The organism is Burkholderia sp. Tr-20355 (assembly GCF_017104685.1).
GTDB lineage: Bacteria > Pseudomonadota > Gammaproteobacteria > Burkholderiales > Burkholderiaceae > Burkholderia > Burkholderia seminalis.
Genome location: NZ_JAAGPK010000049.1, coordinates 1 through 22,806 on the forward strand (window position 1 = coordinate 1; position 22,806 = coordinate 22,806).

General features: G+C 66.4%; 19 protein-coding genes and 1 pseudogene. 19 read left to right on the plus strand and 1 reads right to left on the minus strand.

Translation table 11 applies throughout. The features are described 5' to 3' along the window. The first annotated feature begins 162 nt into the window (after nucleotides 1-162). The 8 genes and pseudogenes from G3N62_RS15485 to G3N62_RS35970 form a co-directional block, all read left to right on the plus strand. A complete protein-coding gene (locus G3N62_RS15485; RefSeq protein ID WP_083286627.1) occupies nucleotides 163-1,059 on the plus strand; it encodes an amino acid ABC transporter permease in 897 nt (298 codons plus the stop codon). Continuing rightward, entirely contained in the window at nucleotides 1,056-1,859 is an 804-nt protein-coding gene (locus G3N62_RS15490; protein WP_124670558.1) for an amino acid ABC transporter ATP-binding protein, read from the plus strand. The genes G3N62_RS15485 and G3N62_RS15490 overlap by 4 nt, the downstream gene beginning before the upstream one ends. Before the next feature lie 92 nt (nucleotides 1,860-1,951). After that, nucleotides 1,952-2,785: an ABC transporter substrate-binding protein gene (locus G3N62_RS15495; RefSeq protein WP_124670559.1), complete on the plus strand. Its 834-nt coding sequence runs from the start codon at nucleotides 1,952-1,954 to the stop codon at nucleotides 2,783-2,785. A 7-nt stretch (nucleotides 2,786-2,792) separates the two neighbouring features. Further along, nucleotides 2,793-3,266, plus strand: a complete 474-nt coding sequence (locus G3N62_RS35960; RefSeq protein ID WP_241013108.1) for a polysaccharide deacetylase family protein — start codon at nucleotides 2,793-2,795, stop codon at nucleotides 3,264-3,266. Then, entirely contained in the window at nucleotides 3,267-3,662 is a 396-nt protein-coding gene (locus G3N62_RS35965; RefSeq protein ID WP_241013109.1) for a hypothetical protein, read from the plus strand. Then, nucleotides 3,659-4,567, plus strand: coding sequence for a polysaccharide deacetylase (locus G3N62_RS15505; RefSeq protein ID WP_124609304.1), 909 nt, complete (start codon nucleotides 3,659-3,661; stop codon nucleotides 4,565-4,567). Before G3N62_RS35965 ends, G3N62_RS15505 begins: the two co-directional genes overlap by 4 nt. Continuing rightward, on the plus strand, nucleotides 4,564-5,937 hold the full coding sequence (locus G3N62_RS15510) for an MmgE/PrpD family protein (protein ID WP_124670560.1): 1,374 nt from the start codon (nucleotides 4,564-4,566) through the stop codon (nucleotides 5,935-5,937). The genes G3N62_RS15505 and G3N62_RS15510 overlap by 4 nt, the downstream gene beginning before the upstream one ends. 83 nt (nucleotides 5,938-6,020) lie before the next feature. Further along, nucleotides 6,021-6,116: pseudogene (locus G3N62_RS35970) on the plus strand (IS481 family transposase); the annotation flags it as partial. A 2-nt stretch (nucleotides 6,117-6,118) separates the two neighbouring features. Here the strand turns inward: G3N62_RS35970 and G3N62_RS15515 are convergent. Then, nucleotides 6,119-7,015: a LysR family transcriptional regulator gene (locus tag G3N62_RS15515; protein ID WP_124670561.1), complete on the minus strand. Its 897-nt coding sequence runs from the start codon at nucleotides 7,013-7,015 to the stop codon at nucleotides 6,119-6,121. Between the two features lie 105 nt (nucleotides 7,016-7,120). On the opposite strand from G3N62_RS15515, the gene G3N62_RS15520 reads away from it, so the two are divergent. The 11 genes from G3N62_RS15520 (at nucleotide 7,121) to G3N62_RS15570 (ending at nucleotide 22,795) form a co-directional block, all read left to right on the plus strand. Continuing rightward, nucleotides 7,121-8,026, plus strand: coding sequence for an alpha/beta hydrolase (locus G3N62_RS15520; protein WP_124670562.1), 906 nt, complete (start codon nucleotides 7,121-7,123; stop codon nucleotides 8,024-8,026). A 145-nt stretch (nucleotides 8,027-8,171) separates the two neighbouring features. Continuing rightward, nucleotides 8,172-9,083, plus strand: coding sequence for an NmrA/HSCARG family protein (locus G3N62_RS15525; protein ID WP_175027287.1), 912 nt, complete (start codon nucleotides 8,172-8,174; stop codon nucleotides 9,081-9,083). A 166-nt stretch (nucleotides 9,084-9,249) separates the two neighbouring features. Then, nucleotides 9,250-10,140 (plus strand): pirin family protein, encoded by an 891-nt coding sequence (locus tag G3N62_RS15530; protein WP_124670594.1) that lies wholly within the window; start codon nucleotides 9,250-9,252, stop codon nucleotides 10,138-10,140. Nucleotides 10,141-10,683: 543 nt separating this feature from the next. Further along, on the plus strand, nucleotides 10,684-12,765 hold the full coding sequence (locus G3N62_RS15535) for a bifunctional diguanylate cyclase/phosphodiesterase (RefSeq protein ID WP_124670564.1): 2,082 nt from the start codon (nucleotides 10,684-10,686) through the stop codon (nucleotides 12,763-12,765). Between the two features lie 641 nt (nucleotides 12,766-13,406). Next, nucleotides 13,407-15,005, plus strand: coding sequence for a Re/Si-specific NAD(P)(+) transhydrogenase subunit alpha (locus tag G3N62_RS15540; protein WP_124670565.1), 1,599 nt, complete (start codon nucleotides 13,407-13,409; stop codon nucleotides 15,003-15,005). A 13-nt stretch (nucleotides 15,006-15,018) separates the two neighbouring features. Beyond that, complete coding sequence (pntB, locus tag G3N62_RS15545) at nucleotides 15,019-16,431, plus strand: Re/Si-specific NAD(P)(+) transhydrogenase subunit beta (protein WP_049035769.1); 1,413 nt, start codon at nucleotides 15,019-15,021, stop codon at nucleotides 16,429-16,431. A 1,289-nt stretch (nucleotides 16,432-17,720) separates the two neighbouring features. Then, complete coding sequence (locus G3N62_RS15550; protein WP_124670566.1) at nucleotides 17,721-19,244, plus strand: mannose-1-phosphate guanylyltransferase/mannose-6-phosphate isomerase; 1,524 nt, start codon at nucleotides 17,721-17,723, stop codon at nucleotides 19,242-19,244. Nucleotides 19,245-19,285: 41 nt separating this feature from the next. Continuing rightward, nucleotides 19,286-20,656, plus strand: a complete 1,371-nt coding sequence (locus tag G3N62_RS15555) for an undecaprenyl-phosphate glucose phosphotransferase (protein WP_034190961.1) — start codon at nucleotides 19,286-19,288, stop codon at nucleotides 20,654-20,656. Nucleotides 20,657-20,664: 8 nt separating this feature from the next. After that, nucleotides 20,665-21,117, plus strand: coding sequence for a protein tyrosine phosphatase (locus G3N62_RS15560; RefSeq protein WP_059557916.1), 453 nt, complete (start codon nucleotides 20,665-20,667; stop codon nucleotides 21,115-21,117). Beyond that, nucleotides 21,117-21,515: a hypothetical protein gene (locus tag G3N62_RS15565; protein WP_034190963.1), complete on the plus strand. Its 399-nt coding sequence runs from the start codon at nucleotides 21,117-21,119 to the stop codon at nucleotides 21,513-21,515. Before G3N62_RS15560 ends, G3N62_RS15565 begins: the two co-directional genes overlap by 1 nt. A gap of 119 nt (nucleotides 21,516-21,634) precedes the next feature. Further along, nucleotides 21,635-22,795: a polysaccharide biosynthesis/export family protein gene (locus tag G3N62_RS15570; RefSeq protein ID WP_124670567.1), complete on the plus strand. Its 1,161-nt coding sequence runs from the start codon at nucleotides 21,635-21,637 to the stop codon at nucleotides 22,793-22,795. The last annotated feature ends 11 nt before the right edge of the window (nucleotides 22,796-22,806 follow it).

Below are 22,806 nucleotides of genomic sequence, written 5' to 3' on the forward strand. Positions count from 1 at the left end.
GGTCGCGCCGGGGGTCGGCGCGAGTCTGCGGCTCGACGCGGCCGTGGCGGAGCGCGGCGGTGCGGGCGGCAGGCAGCCCGCACGCGTGCGCGAACAGATCGGCCGCCTGAGCGGCGCGATCGAACGCCAGGCCGCGTGGGCGGCCGACTACCGGGGGCCGTCATGCTGAGTGCATCCGATTCGCGGCGCCTCGATGGCGCATCGCCGGTGCCGGCCGGCGCCGCGGCAGACGAGACCGCCGGCCTCGTGCGCGTGCGCCGGCGCTACTGGGGCCGTTATGCCGCTTCGATCGCGATCCTCGTCGCGCTCGCCTACGTGGCCGTCGCGTTCGCGCGCGGGCAGATCGAGTGGCGCGTCGTCGGCCAGTTCCTGACCGCGCGCTCGATCCTGACCGGGCTCGGCAACACGATCGTGATGACCGTTCTCGCGATGACGCTCGGCATCGTGCTCGGCGTCGTCACCGCGGTGATGCGGCTGTCGTCGAACCCGGTGCTCGGCGCGATCGCGCAGGGTTACATCTGGCTGTTTCGCGGCACGCCGATCATCCTGCAGCTGCTGCTGTGGTTCAACCTCGCGCTGGTGTTTCCGACCCTCGGCATCCCGGGCATCGCCGAATTCCGGACCGTCGACGTGATGACGCCGTTCCTTGCCGCGCTGCTCGGGCTCGGCATCAATCAGGGCGCGTATACGTCGGAAGTCGTGCGCGCGGGGCTGCTGTCGGTCGATACCGGCCAATACGAGGCCGCGAAATCGATCGGCATGCCGCACCTGCAGGCGCTGCGCCGCATCATCCTGCCGCAGGCGATGCGCGTGATCGTGCCGCCGATCGGCAACGAGCTGATCGGCATGGTCAAGCTGACCTCGCTCGCGAGCGTCGTCCAGTACGCGGAGATGCTGCACAACGCGCAGAACATCTACTACGCGAACGCCCGCGTGATCGAGCTGCTGATCGTCGCGGGCATCTGGTATCTCGCGGTCGTCACCGTGCTGTCGCTCGTGCAGGCCCGCGTCGAACGGCGCTTCGCGCGCGGCGCGGGCCGTGCGGCAGGCCGCGCATGAGCGACGCGACCGTCAACCATCGGGAGAACGTCATGACGAACGCAGTCGTTCGCGCCGTGGACGTACGCAAGGCGTACGGCGATTTCCAGGCGCTGCACGGTATCACGCTGGACGTCGCGCAGGGCGAAGTGCTGTGCATCATCGGGCCGTCGGGCTCGGGCAAGAGCACGTTCCTGCGCTGCATCAACCAGCTCGAGACGATCAGCGCGGGCGCGCTGTGGGTCAACGGCGAACTGGCCGGCTACCGGCGCACCGGCAACCGGCTCCACGCGCTGTCGGAGCGTCAGGTCGCACGCCAGCGGCTGGCGACGAGCATGGTGTTCCAGCGCTTCAACCTGTTCCCGCACAAGACCGCGCTCGAGAACGTGATCGAGGGCCCCGTGCAGGTGCTCAAGTGCCGCCGCGCGCAAGCCGAGGAGGAGGCGCGCGCGCTGCTGGCGCGTGTCGGGCTCGCGCACAAATGCGACGCGTTTCCGGTCGAGCTGTCGGGCGGCCAGCAGCAACGCGTCGCGATCGCGCGGGCGCTGGCGATGCATCCGCAACTGATCCTGTTCGACGAGCCGACGTCGGCGCTCGATCCCGAACTCGTCGGCGAAGTGCTCGCCGTGATGCGCGATCTCGCGAAGAGCGGCATGACGATGATCGTCGTCACGCACGAGCTCGGCTTCGCGCGCGAGGTGGCCGATCGCGTCGTGTTCATGGACGGCGGCCGGATCGTCGAGAGCGGGCCGCCGGAACAGGTGCTGTCCGCGCCGTCGCATGCGCGCACGCGCGACTTCATCTCGGCCGTGATCGCATGAGCGGGCCGGGCCGCCCGGCCCGCCGCACCCGAGCGAGCCGGCACGCAGACCGGCGCAGCACTTCACTACTCACCATGACAAGGCGACATCCCATGAAAGCATCCGTCCTGACCCGCATGCTGGCCGCTGTCGCGTTCGGCGCACTCGCGCTGCATGCGTCCCACGCAACCGCGCAGGCCGCCGGCGCGAAGCGCACGCTGAACGTCGCGATCGTGCCGAACTATCCGCCGTTCGAATACAAGGATCCGGCCACCGACAAGCTGGCGGGCTTCGACGTCGATCTCGGCGAAGCGCTCGCCGCGAAGATGGGCGCGAAGCTGAGCTGGGTCGAGACGAGTTTCGACCAGATGATGAGCGCGGTCGCGACACAACGCGTCGACATGATCCTCTCCGGCATGACCGACCTGCCGACGCGCCGCGACGCGGTGACGTTCGTCGACTACATCGAGACGGGGCCGCAGTTCTACACGCTGAAGACACGCGCCGGCGAGTTCGCGCAGATGAGCGCGCTGTGCGGCAAACGCGTGGGGTCGAGCCGGCGCACGTCGTTCCCGGACAACACGACCGCATGGAGCGCGGAGAACTGCGTGAAGGCCGGCAAGCCGGCGATCGTCGTGGTCGGCACCGACGGCTCGTCGGACGCACGCATGCAGCTGCGCCAGAACCGTATCGACGCGGCCGTGCAGGGCGGCGAGACGCTGCCGTACCAGAACAGCCTCGAGCAGAACGCGTACGCGCCGGTCGGCAAGCCGTTCCTGTCGCAGTACACGGGCATTGGCGTCGCGAAGGGCAATACCGCGCTGAGCGGCGCGCTGAGCACGGCGCTCAACCAGATGATCGCGGACGGGTCGTACCACAAGCTGCTCGCGAAGTGGGGGCTGCAGGAACACGCGGTGGCGAAGGCGATGATCAACGGCACGCACTGAGCGCGCGATGACGGATCTGGCTCCCCGCTGGCCGGACGCGAAGCGTGCATGCGTCGCGCTCGCGTTCGATCTCGACGGTCCGACCGGCGACGCGATGCTCAACGGGTCGATCTGGCGCAACCCCGCGTATTTCACGCTCGGCGGTTACGGGCCGTGGCGCGCGCTCGGCCGGCTGCTCGACGTGCTGGCGTCGTTCGAGGTGCCCGCAACCTTCTTCGTGCCCGCCTGGGTCGCGCGGACGTGGCCGGATCGATGCGCGGCGATCGTCGAGCGCGGCCACGAGATCGGTTATCACGGCTACCGGCACGAAGCCTTCTGGACACTCGAACCGGATCGGCAGCGCGAGATCATGGCGCAGTCGGCCGAGATCCTCGTTCGGATGCTCGGCGTGCGGCCGGTCGGATTCCGCACGCCGTCCGGCGACTGGAGCGCGGCGACGGTGGACGTGCTGCGCGAGGCCGGTGTGCGCTATTCCAGCTAGATGCGCGGCGACGACCGGCCGTATCTTCTGCACGGCGCGGACGGCGAGCCGCCGCTCGTCGAGATACCGGGGCGCTGGGAAACCGACGACTACGCGTCGCTCGCGTACCACCGCAACCCCGACTATCCGGCCGGGCTCGATCGGATCGCCGGCTACGAGGCGACGCTCGACAACTGGATGCGCGAGTTCGACGGCGTCTACCGGGAAGGGCTGTGCCTGACGACGCTGCTGCACCCGAAAGTGTGCGGCAAGCCAGGGCGCATCGCGCTGCTCGAGGCGTGGCTCGGCCATATGCGCGCGCGCGACGGCGTATGGTTCGCGCGTTGTCGCGAAGTGGCCGATTGGTGGCTCGCGCAGCATGCGCGAGAGGCGCAAACGCAACGGAGCGGCCGATGACGACCCTTCCCGCGTGGCCGGGCGGCGCGCGCTGCGCGGTCGCGATCACGGTCGATTTCAACGACATTCACGGTATCCAGGCACGCGAGCCGCGTATCGCCGGTCGCGAGAAATCGCTGTCGGTGTGGCGTTACGGCGCGACGCGCGGCGTCGAGCGGTTGCTCGACACCTTCGATGCGTTCGGCGTACCCGCGAGCTGGTTCGTCCCGGGCATCGTCGCCGAGACCCACGCGGCAGCGGTGCGCGAGATCGGCGCGGCGGGCCACGAACTCGGCGTGAGCGGGTATCGCTGCGAAGACTTTGATGCGCTGCCGCTCGCCGCGCAGATCGATGCCTGCCGTGCCGGGCGCGCGGCGCTCGCGGATGCGACCGGCCGCGACGCGGAAGGGTTTCGCTCGTTCACCGGCAACTGGGCCGGCGGCTTCGCGGACTGGCTCGTGGCGGAAGGTTTCACGTGGTCGTCGTCATGGCGCGGTGACGATCTGCCGTACGTGCACCCGCGCGGCGACGGCGGCGCACACGGCGCGCGGCTCGTCGAGCTGCCGCTGCACTACGAGCTTGAAGACGAGCCGTACTTCGAGTTCAACCTGTCGCCGCCGGTGCCGGCCGGCCAGCCGCGCATCGCGGCGTATCGCGACGTGCTCGACAACTGGCGGCGCGATGTCGACGGGTTTCGGCGGTTCGGGCTGTGCTGCGTGGTGCGCCTGCATCCGGAGATCATCGGCACGGCGGGGCGTATCGACCTGCTGCGCGCATTGCTCGCGCACCTGCGCGATGCGGGCGACGCGTGGTTCGCGACCGGGCGCGACATCGCACGCTGGTGGCGTGCGCAGGCGCCCGTCAATCCGCCGGGCCATCCGGTCGACGTATTCGCGCACTGCGTGGCAGACGCGTCCGCGCGATGACGGCGGCGCTGGAAACGCGCGCTACCCGGCTGGCGGCATTCGTCGCGCAAACGGCCGCCGAGGCATTGCCGGATGACGTCGTCGCGAAGGCGCGGCGTCATGTGCTCGACACGCTCGGCGCGGCGCTGGCAGGCACGTGTGCCGCCGAGACGCGCAGCGCCCGCGCGCTGACGGGCACGGTCGCGCAGGGCGGCGCGACGCTGTGGGGCACGCGGCACGCCGCGGGCGCGCGCGATGCGGCGTTCGTGAACGGCATTGCCGCGCACGCGCTCGAACTCGACGATTCCGGCGGCTGCGATCATTCGGGCGCGGTGGTGTTGCCGGCCGTGCTGGCCGCGCTGTCGTGCGCGGGCCGCCCGGTGACGGGGCGCGAATGCGTGATGGCGATCGTGCTCGGCTACGACGTCGGCCGGCGCGTGCTCGAAGCGGCGGGCGGCTACGCGGCGCACAACGGGGCGGGCTGGCACTCGACGCTCAGTTGCGGCGTGTTCGGCGCCGCGGCCGCGAGCGCGCGCGTGCTCGGGCTCGACGCCGCGCGCACGCGCGACGCGCTCGGCCATGCGGCGAGTTTCGCGGGCGGCCTGTGGGGTTTCATCCACGACGGTTCGCAGACGAAGCGGCTGCACGCCGGGCGGGCGGCGGAGGGCGGCGTGCTCGCGGCGCTGCTTGCGCGCGAAGGCGTGAGCGGCCCCGCGCGGGTGTTCGACGACGTATGGGGCGGTTTCTTCAGCACGTTCGCCGCGCAGTCGCATGCGCCCGATGCACTGACCGACGGCCTCGGCACTCACTGGAAGCTGATGCGCTGTTCGATCAAGCCGCACGCATCGTGCCGCAGCGCGCATGCGGCCGTCGACGCGGCGCTGCAGCTCGCGAACGGCCGCACGTTCGATGCGGGCGACATCGAGCGGGTGGTCGTGCGCGCGAGCGCGTTCGTCATGCGCATGTGCGGCGGTTGCGATCTGACGACGCTGTCGTCCGCGCAGATGAGCCTGCCGTATGCGGTGGCGGCGGCGCTTGCATTCGGGGACACGGGAATCGGCGTGTATCGCGCGGCGCAGCGCAGCGATCCGCGCGTGACCGCGCTGCTGGCGCGCATCGCGCTCGAGGTCGACCCGGCGCTTGGCGATCTCGACGAGCCGACGGTGATCCTGCATGGCACGGACGGGCGGCAGGCATCGTGCCATGTGCCGATCGCGCTCGGCGATCCGCGCAATCCGCTGCCGGACGCGGCCTTGCTCGCGAAATATCGCACGCTGGCGGGCGTGGCGTTCGACCGGCCGCAGGTCGATGCGCTGGGCGACGCCTGCCTGGCGCTGGATCGGCTGGAGGACGCGCGCGTGATGAACGAATGGCTGGCTGTGAAGCTTTGATAGGTTGGTTCGATGGTTCGTCCGGACGGGGTCCGGGCGACTGGAGGTCGCCAAACCCCCCGATCTTCCAGGAACCCGGCCGGATGAACCTCCACAAGAATGTCCGACGCGCTTTCGCGCGTCGATTTGAGCTGGTTCGGGAGATCACCGGATCCGGTTCGAGCGTGCCGCACGCGGCACGTCAATCGTTGCCCAACCGGATCCGCTGGGCGAGCAGATCGACGAAGGCGACGACCTTGGGTGAAAGATGGCGCCTCGTCGGGTAGAGCGCATAGACCGGAATGTCTTCCCAGGACCAGTCGACGAGCAGGTGCCGCAAGCGCTTCCCGTCGAGATCGTCGGTGCACAAGGCCTTGGGTAACCATGCGATTCCCACGCCGGCGAGAGCGGCCACTCGAACCATCTCGATGTCGTTGGCCATCAGTCGTGGCGTAATGCGGACTTCGGTACGTTTGCTTCCTGATTCCAAAGGCCAGACGCGCGACGTCGCTTTACCGCCAAGGGCGATGCATGCGTGGTTCGTCAGTTCGGCAGGTGTCTTCGGGACGCCATGGCGTTCGCAGTATTCGGGCGTCGCCACCAGCATGAACTGTGCTGTTCCGAGCTTGCGTGCGACGAGCGACGAATCGACGAGTGCGCCCGCCCGAATCGCGACGTCGAAGCGCTCGTCGACAAGATCGACAAGGCGATCTGAGTTCACCAACTCGATCGCGACGTCGGGATGGCGAGCGAGGTATTCGGCAATGATCGGTCTGAGTGGGCTGAAAGACATCGGCGCCGCGACTCGCAGCACGCCACGGGGCGTCCCACGCATTCCCGCCACTGCGCTCTCCGCCTCTTCGATGTCGCTCATGGCGGGGCCGACGCGTTCGAACAGGACGCGGCCGGCCTCGGTGAGGCTGAGCTTGCGTGTCGTGCGCTGAATGAGCCGCTCGCCGATCCGGTCTTCCAGGTCGGAGATTTTTCGGCTTACCGTGGACTTCGGCAGGTTCAGGCGTCGCGCTGCCTCACTCAGGCTTCCCGCCTGAATGACCCGGATGAAGATCAGGAATTGGTTGAGATCGATTGTTCCATTCATGGAACGATGATAATAAAAATGCCCGTCTTGTTCAACGAAAGGCTCGGACGTATCTTCTGCGGACTGGGAAAACTTCCCGAATCGGATAGCTAAGGAGAAACCGTCATGCCCGATACTTCGCAGATGCTCACGACGCTGGCCCAGGGCCTCAGCACCCCGGTCCGCGCACCGATCCTCCACACGCCGGACGAGTATGGAATGGCGTACGAGGACATCACGTTCCCGTCCCTGGACGGCACTCCGCTGGAGGCGTGGTGGATTCCCCGAGCGGGCTCGAACAAGCTGGTGATCGCCAACCACCCGATGCCGATGAACCGCTACGGCTTCCCCTCGCACCTGCCGCGGTGGCAGTTCGTTCCGGGCAATGACATCGAGGTCAACTACATGCGGGAATATCAGCACCTGCATGAGGCTGGCTACAACGTGCTGACCTACGACGCGCGCAACCACGGCCAGAGCGGCGCGGCCAACGGCAACATCTTCACGTGGGGCCTGTTCGAATCCCGCGACGTCGCCGGTTCGCTGAAGTACGTCAAGTCCCGCCCCGATACCCGTGGCATGAAGCTGGGCCTGCTCAGCCGCTGCATGGGTGCGAACGCGACCTTCGTCGCGAAGACGCGATATCCGGAGTTCTTTGCCGACGTACAGGCGCTTGTTGCCGTGCAGCCGATCTCGATGCGAGCCATGGTCGAACGTAACCTCGAGTACATGGGGCTTGCGGACCAGTTCGAGGCGATCGACCGCGAGGTGCAGCTGATTACCAGCTTCAGGATCGACCAGGTGTCGCCGCTGGAATACGCGAAGCACTGGCAGGCGCCGGCCTTCCTGCTGCAGGTGCGTAACGACGCGCTGACCAAGCCCGGCGACGTACAGTCGATCTTCGACAACATTCCCGTTGCCGACAAGCAGCTGTTCTGGCTCGAAGGCAGCACCCGGCGCTGGGATGGCTACAACTACTTCTCCGAACACCCGGAGCAGTTGATCGCATGGTTCGACAAGCATGTGAAGTGAGTCCGTTTCACTTCGATCACGCTATGTGAACGCACCACACCGCTACGACTGGGTGCGAGACGAGCGCTGAGGATCCCGCTCCCCGAGCGATGTCCTCGGCTCCTTGGTATCAGCGGCAATCCGCAGAAAACGCAGGAGAATGACCATGTCGGAAAAAACCATTGTCGTGTTTGGCGCGACGGGGCGACAGGGGCAAGGCGTGGTGAACGCGCTGCTCGATCAAGGCGGTTATACCGTCCGGGCGATCAGTCGAGATGTCGGCTCGGATCAGGCCAAACGGCTCGCCGCTCGAGGCGTCGAAGTGGTTGCCGCAGATCTGAACAGGGTAGACACATTGGCGCCCGCGCTCAGCGGAGCCCATGGGGTGTTCCTGGTCACGAATTTCTGGGATCCCGCAACAGGGACGAGCGAATACGATCAGGTAAGGCATGTGGTCGGCGCCGCAAAATCTGCCGGCGTGACTCACATGGTCTGGTCGACGCTACCCGACGCTCACGAAATTTCAGGCGGCCGGTATGAGGTTTCGCACTTCACCCACAAAGCTCGGGCCAACGCCGTGATCGCCGACGCGGGCTTTCCCGATTACAGCTTCGTCGAAGCGCCGTTCTTCTTTCAGAATTTCCTTGGCCAGATGGCGCCGCAACCCACCGGGAACGGGAATCAAAAGGCCTGGGCGGTTCCGATGGATATCAACAGCAAGAGCGTCCATGCCGGCGACATCCACGAACTGGGGAAGTTGGTCAAGGAAGTCTTCGACCATCCGGAGATAGCCGGTCAGGGGCAGATTCTGTCGTTGTGCGCCGACGCTTACAGCTGGCAGGCGTTCGCGGATATCCTGAATGCGCAGGGCCACAACGTGGTGGTGAACCAGGTGCCGGGCAAGGCCTACGAAATGTTCTATCCCGGCGCGGACGAAGTCTGCGCGATGATGGGTTACTTCGAAGACTACAGTTACTTCGGCCCTGACGCGGACGCCAAGAGGGCGCGCGCAGATGCGCTGGTCAACGGGCAGATCACCGGCTTTGCGGAGTGGGCCAAGGTCAACATGCCGGCTTGATCAGCGTGGCAAGAAGTTAGGATGCCGATTCGATATCGTCATGGACGCGGATGATAGGCGGGACCCCAACCGGGTATTGCGCGACGCGCGGGTTGGTCAGCCACTATTCGCTCACTTTCGCACGAGCGGCAAGTCGAAAGAAGACGTGAAAACAAGGATGAATGCCATGACAACAAGCACGACGGGAAGCGAAAACGCCCAGTTTCCGCTCAAGCATGAGCAGCGTTCACGTGGTATCGTCCGCCGCGCGCGCGGGTTGGGCAACGGGTCGATTACGCGGCTGGTGAGTCCCTCTGACCTGGGTCGGTTGATCAAGCCGTTCGTGTTCCTTGATCTCTTCGAGTCCAATGGCAGTCACGCCCGACCGCTTGAATTCGGCTGGCATCCGCACTCAGGCATCGCCACGGTAACGGTCGTCCTTGACGGCGCGGTCCAATATGCGGAAACGACGGGCAACGCCGGGGTGCTGCCCGCGGGTGGGGTGGAATGGATGCAGGCGGGCGGCGGTGTGTGGCACACGGGCACCTTTGACACGGCACCCCTGCGGGGCTTTCAGCTCTGGGTCGCGCTCCCGCCAGATCTGGAGAATGCACCGACCAGGAGCCAATATGTGATGCCGGAGCAGGTTCCGGGCGCGGGCCCCGTGCGCGTGATCCTGGGCACGTACGATGGCATGACGAGCCCTGTCGATGCACCGCCGATGACCTACCTCGTGGTCACGCTGAAGGATGGCGAGCATTGGGCGTTTGTTCCTCCTCCGGGGCAGGACGTCGCGTGGGTTTCCGTGATGGATGGCGCACTGCGTGCGTCATCCCGCATCACGCGTGGAGAGGTCGCGATCTTCGAGCGCGCCGAGACGGCGATCAAACTGGTCGCCGAGGGCGACACGCGCTTCGTGCTGGGTTCCGCCACTCAGCATCCCTACGAACTCGTGCTCGGCCACTACTCCGTGCACACCAGTGTCGACGCGCTTCAGCGCGGAGAGGCCGAGATTCGCCGCATCGGACGTCAACTTCGTGCCGAGGGCAAGCAGAGCGGTGCGCTCCAGTCGATCTGACGCCGGGATTGGAACGCCCGCACCGGGCTGGCCTGAAGGCCGGCCGGAATCGACAGACTCGCTCATACCCGGAATCGAGCCGGCGCAGCAGCGTGTCGAGGCGATCGAGCGACTGTACATTGATCGCGATACAGCCGAACTCGTCAACCGCGCGGTTGCTGCGCACCATGCGAGACGATCGGGTCGACGCCGAGCGGTGTGACCGCTCGCCCGTGTCGATGTCTGCCGTCGATGGCGTCGATCGACAAACACGGCGGCCGCGCCTGACGCATGGCCGCCCGATGGCATGCCCGCGGATGCCCGTACAATCCGGGCCGCGTCCTTCACCGACCCCGCAGCGGTAAATCCTTCCCTGAACGGAAGGTCGCGTTTATGATCCGCCATGCAAGCGGTGGTCGCTGGAATCGCCTGATTGGTCGCACGACCAGTCCGTTCCTTCGGGCACCGCTTTCCTTTTGTGCCCGACCTTCACGCGAATTCACGCAGACCCTGTGTAACGTGTGATCTCGTCACCGCCGAACCGAAAGCGATCTGTAAATAACAATGCTGCCGACAAGCTACAACGCGTTGCTCGTTCTTCTTTCGCTCCTGATCGCCATATTGGCGTCCTACACCGTGCTGGACATGGCCGGGCGCATCAAGACCGCCCAGGGGCGCGCCGCACATTGGTGGCTGGTCGGCGCGGCTTGCGTGATGGGCACGGGCATCTGGTCGATGCATTTCGTCGGCATGCTTGCTTTCGCGTTGCCGATTCCGGTCGGATACGATCCGACCATCACGTTGCTGTCGCTGCTGATCGCCATCGCCTGCTCCACGTGCGCACTGTGGCTCGTCTGTCGGGATACGCTGAAGTGGCACCGGCTGTGCGGCGGGGCCGTGTTGATGGGGGCCGGCGTCGCGGGAATGCATTACACGGGCATGGCCTCCATGCACATGTCGCCGGGCATCCGGTACGACCTGCTGCTCGTTTGCCTGTCGGTCGCGATCGCCGTGGTCGCGTCCGGCGCCGTGCTGTGGATCGTGTTCATCCGGCGTGCGAACTCGTCCCGCGTGCGCCTGCTCAACCTGGGGTCCGCCGTGCTGATGGGGGCCGCCATCGCCGGCATGCACTATACCGGGATGGCCGCCGCCCGGTTCCCGCTGGGCAGCATCTGCGGTGCAGCCGGCTCGCGCATGGACGCCGGCTGGCTCGCACTGGTCATCATCGTCGCCACGTTGGCCATCCTCGCCATCGCGCTGGTCGTTTCCATCCTCGATCTGCGTCTGGAGTCCCGCACGGCGGTGCTGGCGACGTCGCTGGCCGAAGCCAACCAGGAATTGACGTATCTGGCGTTGCACGACAACCTCACCAAGCTCCCCAATCGCGTGCTGCTCGAAGACCGGATCGATCAGGCGATCCAGGGCACCGACCGCGAGAAAGGATGTTTCGCGCTGATGTTCATGGATCTCGACGGATTCAAGGCGGTCAACGACGCGTATGGCCATCATGTCGGCGATCTGCTGCTGGTCGACGTGGCGCAGCGCATCGGCGCGAACCTGCGCACGCAGGACACGATCGCCCGTCTGGGGGGCGACGAGTTCGTGCTGGTCGTGTCCGTCGACGAACCCGCGGACGCGGCTGGCGTGGCGGACAAGGTACTGGCGGTGATTCGACAACCGTTCCGCGTGGCCGAGCACGAATTGCGCGTGTCGGCCAGCATCGGAATCGCGCTCTATCCCGGCAACGGCAGCCATTTCCGGGACCTGATGACCAATGCCGATGCAGCGATGTATCACGCGAAGGCGCTCGGCCGAAACGCGTACTGCTTCTTCGAGGCATCGATGAACGCGAATGTCCGCGAGCACCTGAAGATCGTGCAGGAACTCCGCCTGGCGCTGGAGCGGCGTGAACTGGTCCTGCATTACCAGCCGAAGTTCGAAGTGCCGCATGGACCGATCATCGGCGTCGAGGCGCTGTTGCGGTGGATGCACCCGACGCGCGGCCTCATTTCACCCGATCAGTTCATCTCGATCGCGGAAAAGACCGGGTTGATCGTCCCGATCGGCGAGTGGGTACTGGACGAGGCCTGCCGGCAGATGCGCGCGTGGTGCGATGCCGGTCGAACCGACTGGACGATGGCCGTCAACCTGTCGCCGTTGCAATTCGGTCACGCGAGCCTGGTCCAGGTCGTGCAGGCCGCATTGCAGCGGCACGCGCTGGAACCGCGCTGCCTGACGCTGGAAATCACCGAATCGACTGCGATGCGCGATGCCGACGCCAGCTTGAGAATCCTCGAGCAGCTGCACGACATGGGCGTGCGTATTTCCATCGACGACTTCGGAACGGGTTATTCGAGCCTGCTCTATCTGAAACGCCTGCCGGCCAGCGAGCTCAAGATCGACCGCGGGTTCATCCGCGATCTCGAACACGACACCGAGGATGCCGCGATCATTTCCGCGATCGTCGCGCTCGGCCGGGCACTCGACCTGAAGATCGTCGCGGAGGGCGTTGAAACGACGGCGCAGCAGCAGTTCCTGACCACGCTCGGCTGCAATTCGCTGCAAGGTTTCCTGCTCGGGCGTCCGATGCCGGCGGAGCATTTCATCGACATGACCGCGCAAGGCAATGCGATCGGGAGTGCTTGATCCCGTCGTCATGATTCGGTTGTGAAATCCGATGGATGACAAGCCGACGGCCGGCGCGCGACCGCCGAGCAGCCGTGCGTGAAGTCGCCGAAGCATGCAACGTCGGGCGGTGGCGATCAAGGGCGCAACGCGTGGTTGGGTGCGATGAGTGCATGGATCGGTGCGAGTTAAAGGGCCATATCGAAAGACCTGGCTGGCGTTCGTTTGTAGCGCCCCCGCGGCAGGAAAGCGAATGATCCGTGATGGCCGGCCGACATGTGTTCCGTCGGCGGAACCGATTCCTTCGAAGCCTCGCCGGGAAAGGGGCGTGTGCGGAGATCACACGCGACTTGAACGAGTAAACCGAAACGGTCAGACTGTCGCTGAATCCTCGGCACGGGATTCATGAAACGAATGCTGCTCGATTCAGAAGATAAATTTCGAGAAGACCGCGTCGGCCGGTATGCTTGATGCCGCTGTCCCACGGCCCGACGCCGGATATCGAGTACGGAACCTGGCGATGGAGACAACGTGTTCGTGGCTGCATCAGGGCTGCGCTGTTGATCCAGGTTGACCTGTTTCACCAAGGCCGGGAGCCTGAATTTGGCCACTCGACACTCGGGGCTGAATTTTTCGCGCGGCCGCAACCGACAGTTCACAATATGACATTACAGATTGGGATTCCTCTGGAGATAGCCACCGGCGAACGGCGCGTAGCGACCGTCCCCGAGGTGGTTGAGAAACTGATCAAGCTGGGGTTTTCGGTGGCCGTGCAAAGCGGCGCCGGGGCCGGTGCGAACTTTGACGACGACGCGTATCGTGCGGCCGGCGCGAGCATTGCCGCCACGGCGGCCGAGCTCTGGTCCGGCAGCGACATCGTGTTCAAGGTGCGCCCGCCGACGAGCGACGAAGTGGCGCTGATGCGCGAGGGCGGCACGCTGATCGGCTTCGTGTGGCCCGCGCAGAATCCCGAACTGATGGCGCAGCTGGCCGCCAGGCGCGCCACCGTGCTGGCGATCGATTCGCTGCCGCGCACGTTGTCGCGCGCGCAGAAGATGGACGCGCTCACGTCGATGGCCGGCATCAGCGGCTACCGGGCGGTGATCGAGGCCGCGCACGCGTTCGGCCGCTTCCTGAACGGCCAGGTCACGGCGGCCGGCAAGGTCCCGCCGGCCAAGGTGTTCATCGCCGGTGCCGGCGTGGCCGGTCTCGCCGCGATCGGCACGGCCGCGAGCCTCGGCGCGATCGTGCGCGCGAACGACACGCGCGCCGAAGTGGCCGACCAGGTCAAGTCGCTGGGCGGCGAGTTCGTCAAGGTCGACTACGAAGAGGAAGGATCGGGCGGCGGCGGCTACGCGAAGGTGATGAGCGAAGGCTTCCAGCAGGCGCAGCGCGCGATGTACGCGCAGCAGGCGAAGGGCGCCGACATCATCATCACGACCGCGCTGATTCCCGGCAAGCCGGCGCCGAAGCTCATCACCGCCGAGATGGTGCAGTCGATGAAGCCCGGCAGCGTGATCGTCGACATGGCGGCCGAACAGGGCGGCAACTGCGAACTCACGGTGCCCGGCGAGGCCGTCGTGCGCCATGGCGTGACGATCGTCGGCTACACGGATCTCGCGTCGCGCCTGTCGCGGCAGTCGTCCACGCTGTATGCGACCAACCTGCTGCGTGTGGTCGAGGAGCTGTGCAAGGCCAAGGACGGCACGATCAACGTCGATTTCGACGACGACGCGATCCGCGGCCTCACCGTCATCAAGGACGGCAACATCACGTGGCCGCCGCCGCCGATCAAGCAGGCGGTCGTCGCGCCGAAGCCCCCGGCGGCGCCCGCGGCGGCCGCGCCCGCGAAGTCCAAGGGCCATGGCCACAGCGGCGAGCCGATGTCGGCCAAGGCGCTCGCCATCGTGTTCGCGGTCGGCGCGCTGGCTTTCCTGGTCGTCGGCCAGTACGCGCCGGCGAGCTTCCTGTCGCACTTCACGGTGTTCGTGCTCGCGTGCTTCGTCGGCTACATGGTGATCTGGAACGTCACGCCGTCGCTGCACACGCCGCTGATGAGCGTGACTAACGCGATCTCGTCGATCATCGCGATCGGCGCGCTCGTGCAGGTCGCGCCGCCCCTCGGTGAACTGGCCAACGCGGGCGATCGCCCGTCCGGGCTGATCCTCGGCCTGGCGGTGGGCGCGCTGACGCTCACGGCCGTCAACATGTTCGGCGGCTTCGCGGTGACGCGGCGCATGCTGGCGATGTTCCGCAAATAAGGGGACGACAACAATGACTGCAAACCTGACTACCGTCTCCTATATCGGCGCCGCGATCCTGTTCATCCTCAGCCTCGGCGGGCTGGCCAACCCTGAAACCGCGCGTCGCGGCAACCTGCTCGGCATGATCGGCATGCTGATCGCCGTGCTGGCCACCGTGGCCGGCCCGCGCGTGTCGGCCGCGGGCATTCCGTACGTGGTCGCCGCGCTGGTCGTCGGCGGCGCCGTCGGCCTGTACGCCGCGAAGAAGGTGCAGATGACGCAGATGCCGGAACTGGTCGCGCTGATGCACAGCCTGGTCGGTCTCGCCGCCTGCCTGGTCGGCTTCGCGAGCTACATCGACACGTCGCTGCAGTTCACCGGTGCCGAGAAGGCCATCCACGAAGTGGAGATCTACGTCGGCATCCTGATCGGCGCGGTCACCTTCGCGGGCTCGATCATCGCGTTCGGCAAGCTGTCGGGCAAGATCGGCGGCAAGCCGCTGCTGCTGCCGGCGCGGCACTGGATGAACCTGGCCGCGCTGCTGATCGTGATCTACTTCGGCCGCGCGTTCCTGCATGCGGAAAGCATCCAGGACGGCATGCTGCCGCTCGTCGTGATGACGGTGATCTCGCTGCTGTTCGGCGTGCACATGGTGATGGCGATCGGCGGCGCGGACATGCCGGTCGTGGTGTCGATGCTCAACAGCTACTCGGGGTGGGCGGCGGCGGCCACCGGTTTCATGCTCGGCAACGACCTGCTGATCGTGATCGGCGCGCTGGTCGGCTCGTCCGGTGCGATCCTGTCGTACATCATGTGCCGTGCGATGAACCGCAACTTCATCAGCGTGATCGCGGGCGGCTTCGGCAGCGGCGCAGGCGCGCCGGCGGCAGCCGGCGGCGGCGCGCAGCCGGCTGGCGAGGCGGTGGCGGTGAGCGCCGCGGAAACGGCCGAGCTGCTGCGCGAGGCGAAGCGCGTGATCATCGTACCCGGCTATGGGATGGCGGTGGCGCAGGCCCAGCACACGGTGTTCGAGCTGACGAAGCTGCTGCGTGAAAAGGGCGTCGACGTGCGTTTCGCGATTCACCCGGTCGCGGGCCGCATGCCGGGCCACATGAACGTGCTGCTGGCCGAAGCGAAGGTGCCGTACGACATCGTGCTCGAAATGGACGAGATCAACGGCGACTTCCCGGAGGCCGACGTGTCGATGGTGATCGGCGCGAACGACATCGTGAACCCGGCGGCGCAGGACGACCCGACGAGCCCGATCGCCGGCATGCCGGTGCTGGAGGTGTGGAAGGCGAAGACGTCGATCGTGATGAAGCGCAGCATGGCTTCGGGTTATGCGGGCGTCGACAATCCGCTGTTCTACAAGGACAACAACCGGATGTTGTTCGGCGACGCGAAGTCGATGCTGAGCGAGGTCTTCGGCATGCTGAAGGCCTGATGCGAGCGCGAACTTGAGTCAGTGACGGAGCGCGCGACGGCCGGCAACGCCCGGCCGTCGCCGCCAACACGTGCACCGCGGGGCGAGGCCATGCGCAAGTGCTCCGCGGTCGCCAGCGGTCCGGCCACGGCGCGCGATACGTCGTGCGCGAATCGATCGACGTGATCGACCGGACGATCCGGATCATGCACGACCGGGCATGGCGTCGCTCTTCCCCGGGCACGACATCCGAAACATCCCGGGATCCCTGCCTGTCCAGGCTTGTACACGCGCCGCACTGCGCGCGCGACCGATACGCTCCCCGTTCGATTCCACGCCGCTTGTGTCACGCGTCGCGGCCGTCGATCCATTTTTGTCGCGCTGTCGTATGCAAACGATGGCGAGGCATCCGCCATTTCCAGCGCACCTTGCCGGTATTTAAATCGGTTGACAGGTTTTTTTGGATTGGATTGCGGATTACCGGCCGCCGATATTCACCGCATTCCGATACGCGCTGCAATGTGCGGTGAATCTGTCGTTCAAGCCGCGCTCTCCGGCCGCACCCGTTCCGCAATCGCAACGATCCGGGTGTTCCGTGCCATGTTCCCGTCCGGCGTGCGTTACGGCGCATCGTTACGTAACGGGCGAGAGCGTTTCATCCTCGCAAACGTTAAACCCGATTATTTCTATTTATTCATACCTTTTCAATTCCGGACATAGGTCATTGGTTTGTCGAGGTTTTTCTGCGTTGCAGCAAAAGAAAGGGACGCAATGGCACGGATCGTGCGTTAAATGGCACGTGCCGAAGTAGTTAATACCATAACGTTAGACCGATCATGAATCACATCCTTATTCCGATATCCGGACGCGACGCGGGGGCGAAGCGGTCGATTCCGGGCCTTCACGTGATCAATCGCGTTCATGCGCCAATCCGTTCCGGATGGCTCGGACGCGGCATTTTCATTGCCATGCCGAACCGGGCCGACACGCCATCGCGGCGACAGTGCATCGGTACGGAGGCGTGCGCCTAGGCAATTCGCAGTCCGTTCATCGTCCGGGTTCCTTGCGGGAATCGAATCGCTCGTCCGGTAACCGCGCGTTCCACTACATATAGGAATGCGAATTTATTGATTAATTCATCGATGGACGGGTGACGTCCGGGATGAATGTTGTCGACGTATCGGGATACCGAGGGCGGAGCATGTCCGGCGTCAGCACGGACATGCTCGCAGGCGAGGCAATGGGTGCAAGGGACAGGCAGTGCCATGCGGTGTCGTGATGGAAAAGGTGGATGTTGAGGAGTACATGAGATGAGTGAAATCGAGTTGATCGACAAGGCGTGCCATGCCGATCCGGGCGTTCAGGATCGGCATCGTGTCGCCGCGGGCGCGGTGGTGCCGGTGGTCCTGGCCGGCGGGTCGGGAACCCGGCTGTGGCCGATGTCCCGCGAGCAGCACCCGAAACAACTCACGCATCTCGTCGGCGACGAAACGCTGCTCGAATCGACGCTGCGCAGGGTGAGCGGACTCGGGTCGGCATTCGGGCTGGCTGCTGCACAGGTCGTATGCGGCGACGCGCATCGGCACACCACGGTGCGGCAGCTTGCGGCCGGCGGCCTGCGGGCGCGCGTGGTCGTCGAGCCGGCGCGCCGCGATACGGCGCCCGCGATGACGCTCGCGGCAGCCCTTGCGCTGGCCGAGCACGGCGACGCCGTGCTGGTCGTCATGCCGGCCGATCACGCGATCCACGACACGTCCGGTTTCGAGCGTGCGATGGCAACCGCATTGCGTTACGCGCGGCTCGGGTGCATCGCGACGCTCGGCGTCCGGCCGACGCATGCCGATTCGGGCTTCGGTTATCTGCGTACCGGTGGCCAGGTCTCGCTGGACGGCGCCGCCGGCGGCTACACGCTCGATGCGTTCGTCGAAAAGCCCGCGCCCGAAATCGCGGCGCAGTACGTCGCGTCGGGCTCGCACTGGTGGAACAGCGGCATTTACGTGGTCCGGGCGAGTGTCTGGCTGCGCGCGATCGAGGCACTTGCGCCGGACATTCACGCAGCGTGCGTCGCCGCGATCCGCGATGGCCGCGCGGACGACGGCTGCTTTCACCCGGCGCCGGAGCCGTTCGCCGCGAGCCCGTCGGATTCGATCGACTACGCGGTCATGGAGCGGCTGGCCGCGATGACCGAACCGCCGGTGGCCGTCGCGGTGCCGCTGGATGCAGGCTGGTCCGACCTCGGGTCGTGGGACGCCGTCTGGGCCGCGCTCGACAAGGACGAGGACGGTAACGCCGGGCGCGGACGCGTGATGTTCGAGGACGCGACTGCGTGCTATGCGCATTCGGAAGGCCGGCTCGTCGCGTGTGTCGGCGTCAGCAACGTGGCGGTGGTGGAAACGCCCGACGCCGTGCTGGTCGTGGACCGGCAGCACGTTCAGGGCGTCAGGTCGCTCGTGGCCCGGATCAAGGCCGAACATGGCGCGGAAGCCGAGACGCACCGGCTCGTGCGGCGCCCGTGGGGCTGGTACGACTCGGTCGACCGCGGCGAACGCTTCCAGGTCAAGCGGATCGTGGTGGATCCCGGCGCGCGGCTGTCGTTGCAGATGCACCATCACCGCGCCGAGCACTGGACCGTCGTGAAAGGCACCGCGACCGTCACGCGCGGCGACGAGCAATTCCTGCTCGGCGAAAACGAATCGACCTACATTCCGATCGGCGTGCGGCACCGGCTCGAGAACCCCGGGCGCTTGCCGCTGGAAATCATCGAAGTGCAGACCGGCAGCTATCTCGGCGAAGACGACATCGTGCGCTTCGACGATGCATACGGGCGCGTGTGACGGCAAATGCGGCGCCGTCGCGCGCCGCCTGGAGAAGAGTCATGTTCGGAGTTCAGTCGATTGTTGCGCGCCTGTTCGATGCACTCGTCGTGGTGCTGGCGGCGGCCGCCGCGTCGCATGTGCGGTTCGATGACGATACGCTTGGCCGGTCGGACGCGATGGTCGTCCCGTTCGTCGCGATGCTGACGCTTGCCGTCTTTCCCGCATTTCAGGTGTACCAGTCGTGGCGCGGGCGGTCGTGGATCGCGATGATCAGCCGCATCAGTGCCGCATGGGTCGCGGTGCAGGCGGGCAATCTCGTGCTGCTGTTCGCGATGCATCGCGTCGATCACGTGTCGCGGCTGTGGTTCGTCTACTGGACGGCGATCGCGGGATGCGGATTCGTCGTGATCCGCCTGGCCGCCTACACGATGCTCGCGCACGTGCGGCATGCCGGCCTGAATCTTCGCAAGGTGGCGATCGTCGGCAACGGCGCGCATGCGGTGCGGGTGATCGAAACGCTCGCGCTGTCCCCTGCGAGCGGGTTCCGCCCGGTGGTGCTCCACGATCCCGCGGGCGGGGCCGGCGGCATCATCCCGGCGATCGCGGATTTCGCCGAGTTCGCCGCGGCCGTGCGCGCCGAAGCCGCGACGGAAATCTGGCTCGCGTTGCCGATCTCCGAGGAACAGACGATCCGGCGGGTCCTGAAGACGTTCGGCGACGACCTGATCAATATCCGCTTCATGCCGGACATGTGCAGCATCGCGCTGCTCGGCGGAACGATGATGGATCTCGTCGGCATGCCCGCGATCAACCTGGTGGCGTCGCCGATGTCGCATCGCGCGTTGATGCAGAAGGCGCTGTTCGATCGTGTGTTCGCGGCCGCGGCGCTCGTCGCGCTGGCGCCGCTGCTCGGGTTGATCGCGCTGGCGGTCAAGTTGTCGTCGCCGGGCCCGGTGTTGTTTACGCAGTATCGGAAGGGCGCCGATGGCCGGGTGTTCAGGATCTACAAGTTCCGCACGATGCGCGTGCACGCCGAACAGGCCGGCATCGTGCGCCAGGCCACGCGCGGCGACGCGCGCATCACGCGCATCGGCGCGTTCCTGCGCCGCACGAGCCTCGACGAGCTGCCGCAGTTCTTCAACGTGCTGCGCGGCGACATGTCGGTCGTCGGGCCGAGGCCGCACGCGATCGAGCACGACGATCTGTACCGGCCGCTCGTCGAGGGCTACATCCATCGTTACCGGATCAAGCCCGGCATCACCGGATGGGCGCAGGTCAACGGCTATCGCGGCGAAACGGATCACCTCGACAAGATGGTCGGCCGCGTGCAGCACGACCTCTATTACCTGCGCAACTGGTCCTTCGGGCTCGACATGAGGATTGTCGCCGCCACGGTGTTGAAGGGCTTCGTTCATCCGAACGCCTACTGAGCCCGGCCATGATCGAACGCATTCTGGTCGTCTGCGACGGCAATGCATGCCGCAGCCCGATGGCGAGCGCGATGCTGGCGCGCGCACTGCCGTCGGTGCACGTGCATTGCGCCGGGCTGATCGCGCTGGCCGGGCGGCCGGCCGCACAGGCCGCGATCGACGTCATGCGCGAACGCGGCTTCGACATCACGTCCCATATCGCGCAGCCGGTGCATCTCGGTCACGTGCGCGCATCGCAGCTGATTCTCGCGATGACGCTCGTGCAATGCCGCGAGATCGAGCGCCGCTATCCGTTCGCGCGGGGTCGCGTATTCCAGCTCGACCATGCGACGAAGCGCGATATCGCGGATCCCGTCGGCAAGTCGGCGGACGTGTTCGATGCGGTGGCGCATCACATCGAGCGCGCGGTCGCGTACTGGATCGCGCGGATTCCGGCGGCCATCGCACGGGGAGGCCGCTGATGCGCGCTCGCCACTTCGCACTGCTCGCCGGCCTGGCGTGCATGTCGGCCGCGCATGGTAGCGCGCCGGCGGCGCGCCCCGCGACGAGCGCTGCGCCGAATCCGCCGCGGTGGATCACCGGTCTTGTGGACCCCGCGTCACACACGTCGAATCCCTGGCGCGGTTCGATCGCGAAGCCGGCGGTCGCATCCGGCGTCGCCGTGCCGTCGGCCGGCAATTATGCGCCGCTGCCGGTCGAGCGGCAGATGCGTGCGTTGTCGAGCGATGCGCTGGGCATGCCGACCGTGCATCGCGCGCGCAGTGCGCGACGCGTCCCGATTCGGACACCCGCCGGGGCCGGCGGCACGGCGGGCGACTGGCCGGGCATCGTGCCGCCCTGGTCCCGCTCGCCATGGTGATCGATCGGCAGGCACGGGACGGGGGCGAGACGATTCGCGCCCTCGATTGACGTCATGAAAACAACCGCGAGCAACGCGCCACGGACGGCATGAACGACAGCGCGACAGACGAGGCAGCAATGGGTAATGCATTCGACGTGATATCGACAGGCAGCAGACGGGGCCGCGCGTTGGCGCCGCTCGTGCTGTCGGTGTTCCTGACGGCATGTGCGGTCGCACCCGGCATGCGAATGACCGGTTCGCAGGAACTGCCGGTGGCCAGCACACGTAACGGCGAGCCGGCGCGGTCGCTCGATGTGCCGATCCGGGAAATCGACGTCAACCTGCTGAAATCGATGCGCGACGACAGCGATGCGGCCGAGAACGTCGACACGCTGCTGCGCGAGCGCGCGAAGGGCGGCTATCGGATCGGCGCCGGCGACGTGCTGCAGATCACGGTGTGGGATCACCCCGAGCTGTCCGCCGCGGCGCCGACGAGCCAGTCGTCGTCGACGCAACGGCCGAGCGATCCCGTCAGCGGCTTCGTCGTCGATGACACCGGCAGCGTGCAGTTTCCGTATGTCGGCACGATCGCGGTCGCGGGCCGGACGACGACCGAGGTCCGCGATGCGTTTCGCGTCGCGCTGACGAAGACCTTCCGCGATCCGCAGGTCACCGTGCGCGTGACGTCGTACCGCAGCCAGCAGGTGTACGTCGAGGGGGAGGTGCGCAATCCGGGCAGCCAGCCGATCAACGACGTGCCGATGACGCTGATCGAGGCGCTCGATCGCGCGGGCGGCCTGCAACCCACGGCCGACCGTAGCCGGATCGAGCTGATGCGCGGCGACGAGCATTACGTGCTGAATCTGTCGCAGCTCGTTGCACGACGGATCGACCCGGCCCGCATCCTGTTGCGCAACCGGGACGTGCTGCGCGTGCAGTCGCGCGAGGACAGCGGGGCATTCGTGATGGGCGAGGTCGCGAAGCCGACGCTCGCGTTGCCGCTGCGCGACGGTTCGTTGACGCTCGGCGACGCATTGCAGCAGGCCGGCAGCTTCAACAGCGGCACCGCCGACACCGCGCAGGTCTATGTGATTCGCGGTCGCGGCTCGAGCACGCCCGATGTGTTTCATCTCGACGCGAAGTCGCCGGTCGCGATGGTGCTCGCGAACGACTTCAGGCTCGCGCCGAAGGACGTCGTTTACGTCGACGGCAACGGCCTCGTCCGACTCAGCCGCGTGCTGTCGTTGCTGCTGCCCGCCATCAATGCCGGCATGACCGGCGCGCTGGTCGCGAAATGAACCGCCGGAAC

Coding starts and splice junctions, on each gene's coding strand:
- G3N62_RS15520 (WP_124670562.1), top strand. CDS start 7,121: ATGCCCGATACTTCGCAGATGCTCACGACGCTGGCCCAGGGCCTCAGC.
- G3N62_RS15485 (WP_083286627.1), top strand. CDS start 163: ATGCTGAGTGCATCCGATTCGCGGCGCCTCGATGGCGCATCGCCGGTG.
- G3N62_RS15525 (WP_175027287.1), top strand. CDS start 8,172: ATGTCGGAAAAAACCATTGTCGTGTTTGGCGCGACGGGGCGACAGGGG.
- pntB (WP_049035769.1), top strand. CDS start 15,019: ATGACTGCAAACCTGACTACCGTCTCCTATATCGGCGCCGCGATCCTG.
- G3N62_RS15540 (WP_124670565.1), top strand. CDS start 13,407: ATGACATTACAGATTGGGATTCCTCTGGAGATAGCCACCGGCGAACGG.
- G3N62_RS15530 (WP_124670594.1), top strand. CDS start 9,250: ATGACAACAAGCACGACGGGAAGCGAAAACGCCCAGTTTCCGCTCAAG.
- G3N62_RS35965 (WP_241013109.1), top strand. CDS start 3,267: ATGCGCGGCGACGACCGGCCGTATCTTCTGCACGGCGCGGACGGCGAG.
- G3N62_RS15510 (WP_124670560.1), top strand. CDS start 4,564: ATGACGGCGGCGCTGGAAACGCGCGCTACCCGGCTGGCGGCATTCGTC.
- G3N62_RS15560 (WP_059557916.1), top strand. CDS start 20,665: ATGATCGAACGCATTCTGGTCGTCTGCGACGGCAATGCATGCCGCAGC.
- G3N62_RS15495 (WP_124670559.1), top strand. CDS start 1,952: ATGAAAGCATCCGTCCTGACCCGCATGCTGGCCGCTGTCGCGTTCGGC.
- G3N62_RS35960 (WP_241013108.1), top strand. CDS start 2,793: ATGACGGATCTGGCTCCCCGCTGGCCGGACGCGAAGCGTGCATGCGTC.
- G3N62_RS15565 (WP_034190963.1), top strand. CDS start 21,117: ATGCGCGCTCGCCACTTCGCACTGCTCGCCGGCCTGGCGTGCATGTCG.
- G3N62_RS15535 (WP_124670564.1), top strand. CDS start 10,684: ATGCTGCCGACAAGCTACAACGCGTTGCTCGTTCTTCTTTCGCTCCTG.
- G3N62_RS15505 (WP_124609304.1), top strand. CDS start 3,659: ATGACGACCCTTCCCGCGTGGCCGGGCGGCGCGCGCTGCGCGGTCGCG.
- G3N62_RS15550 (WP_124670566.1), top strand. CDS start 17,721: ATGAGTGAAATCGAGTTGATCGACAAGGCGTGCCATGCCGATCCGGGC.
- G3N62_RS15490 (WP_124670558.1), top strand. CDS start 1,056: ATGAGCGACGCGACCGTCAACCATCGGGAGAACGTCATGACGAACGCA.
- G3N62_RS15515 (WP_124670561.1), bottom strand. CDS start 7,015: ATGAATGGAACAATCGATCTCAACCAATTCCTGATCTTCATCCGGGTC.
- G3N62_RS15555 (WP_034190961.1), top strand. CDS start 19,286: ATGTTCGGAGTTCAGTCGATTGTTGCGCGCCTGTTCGATGCACTCGTC.
- G3N62_RS15570 (WP_124670567.1), top strand. CDS start 21,635: ATGGGTAATGCATTCGACGTGATATCGACAGGCAGCAGACGGGGCCGC.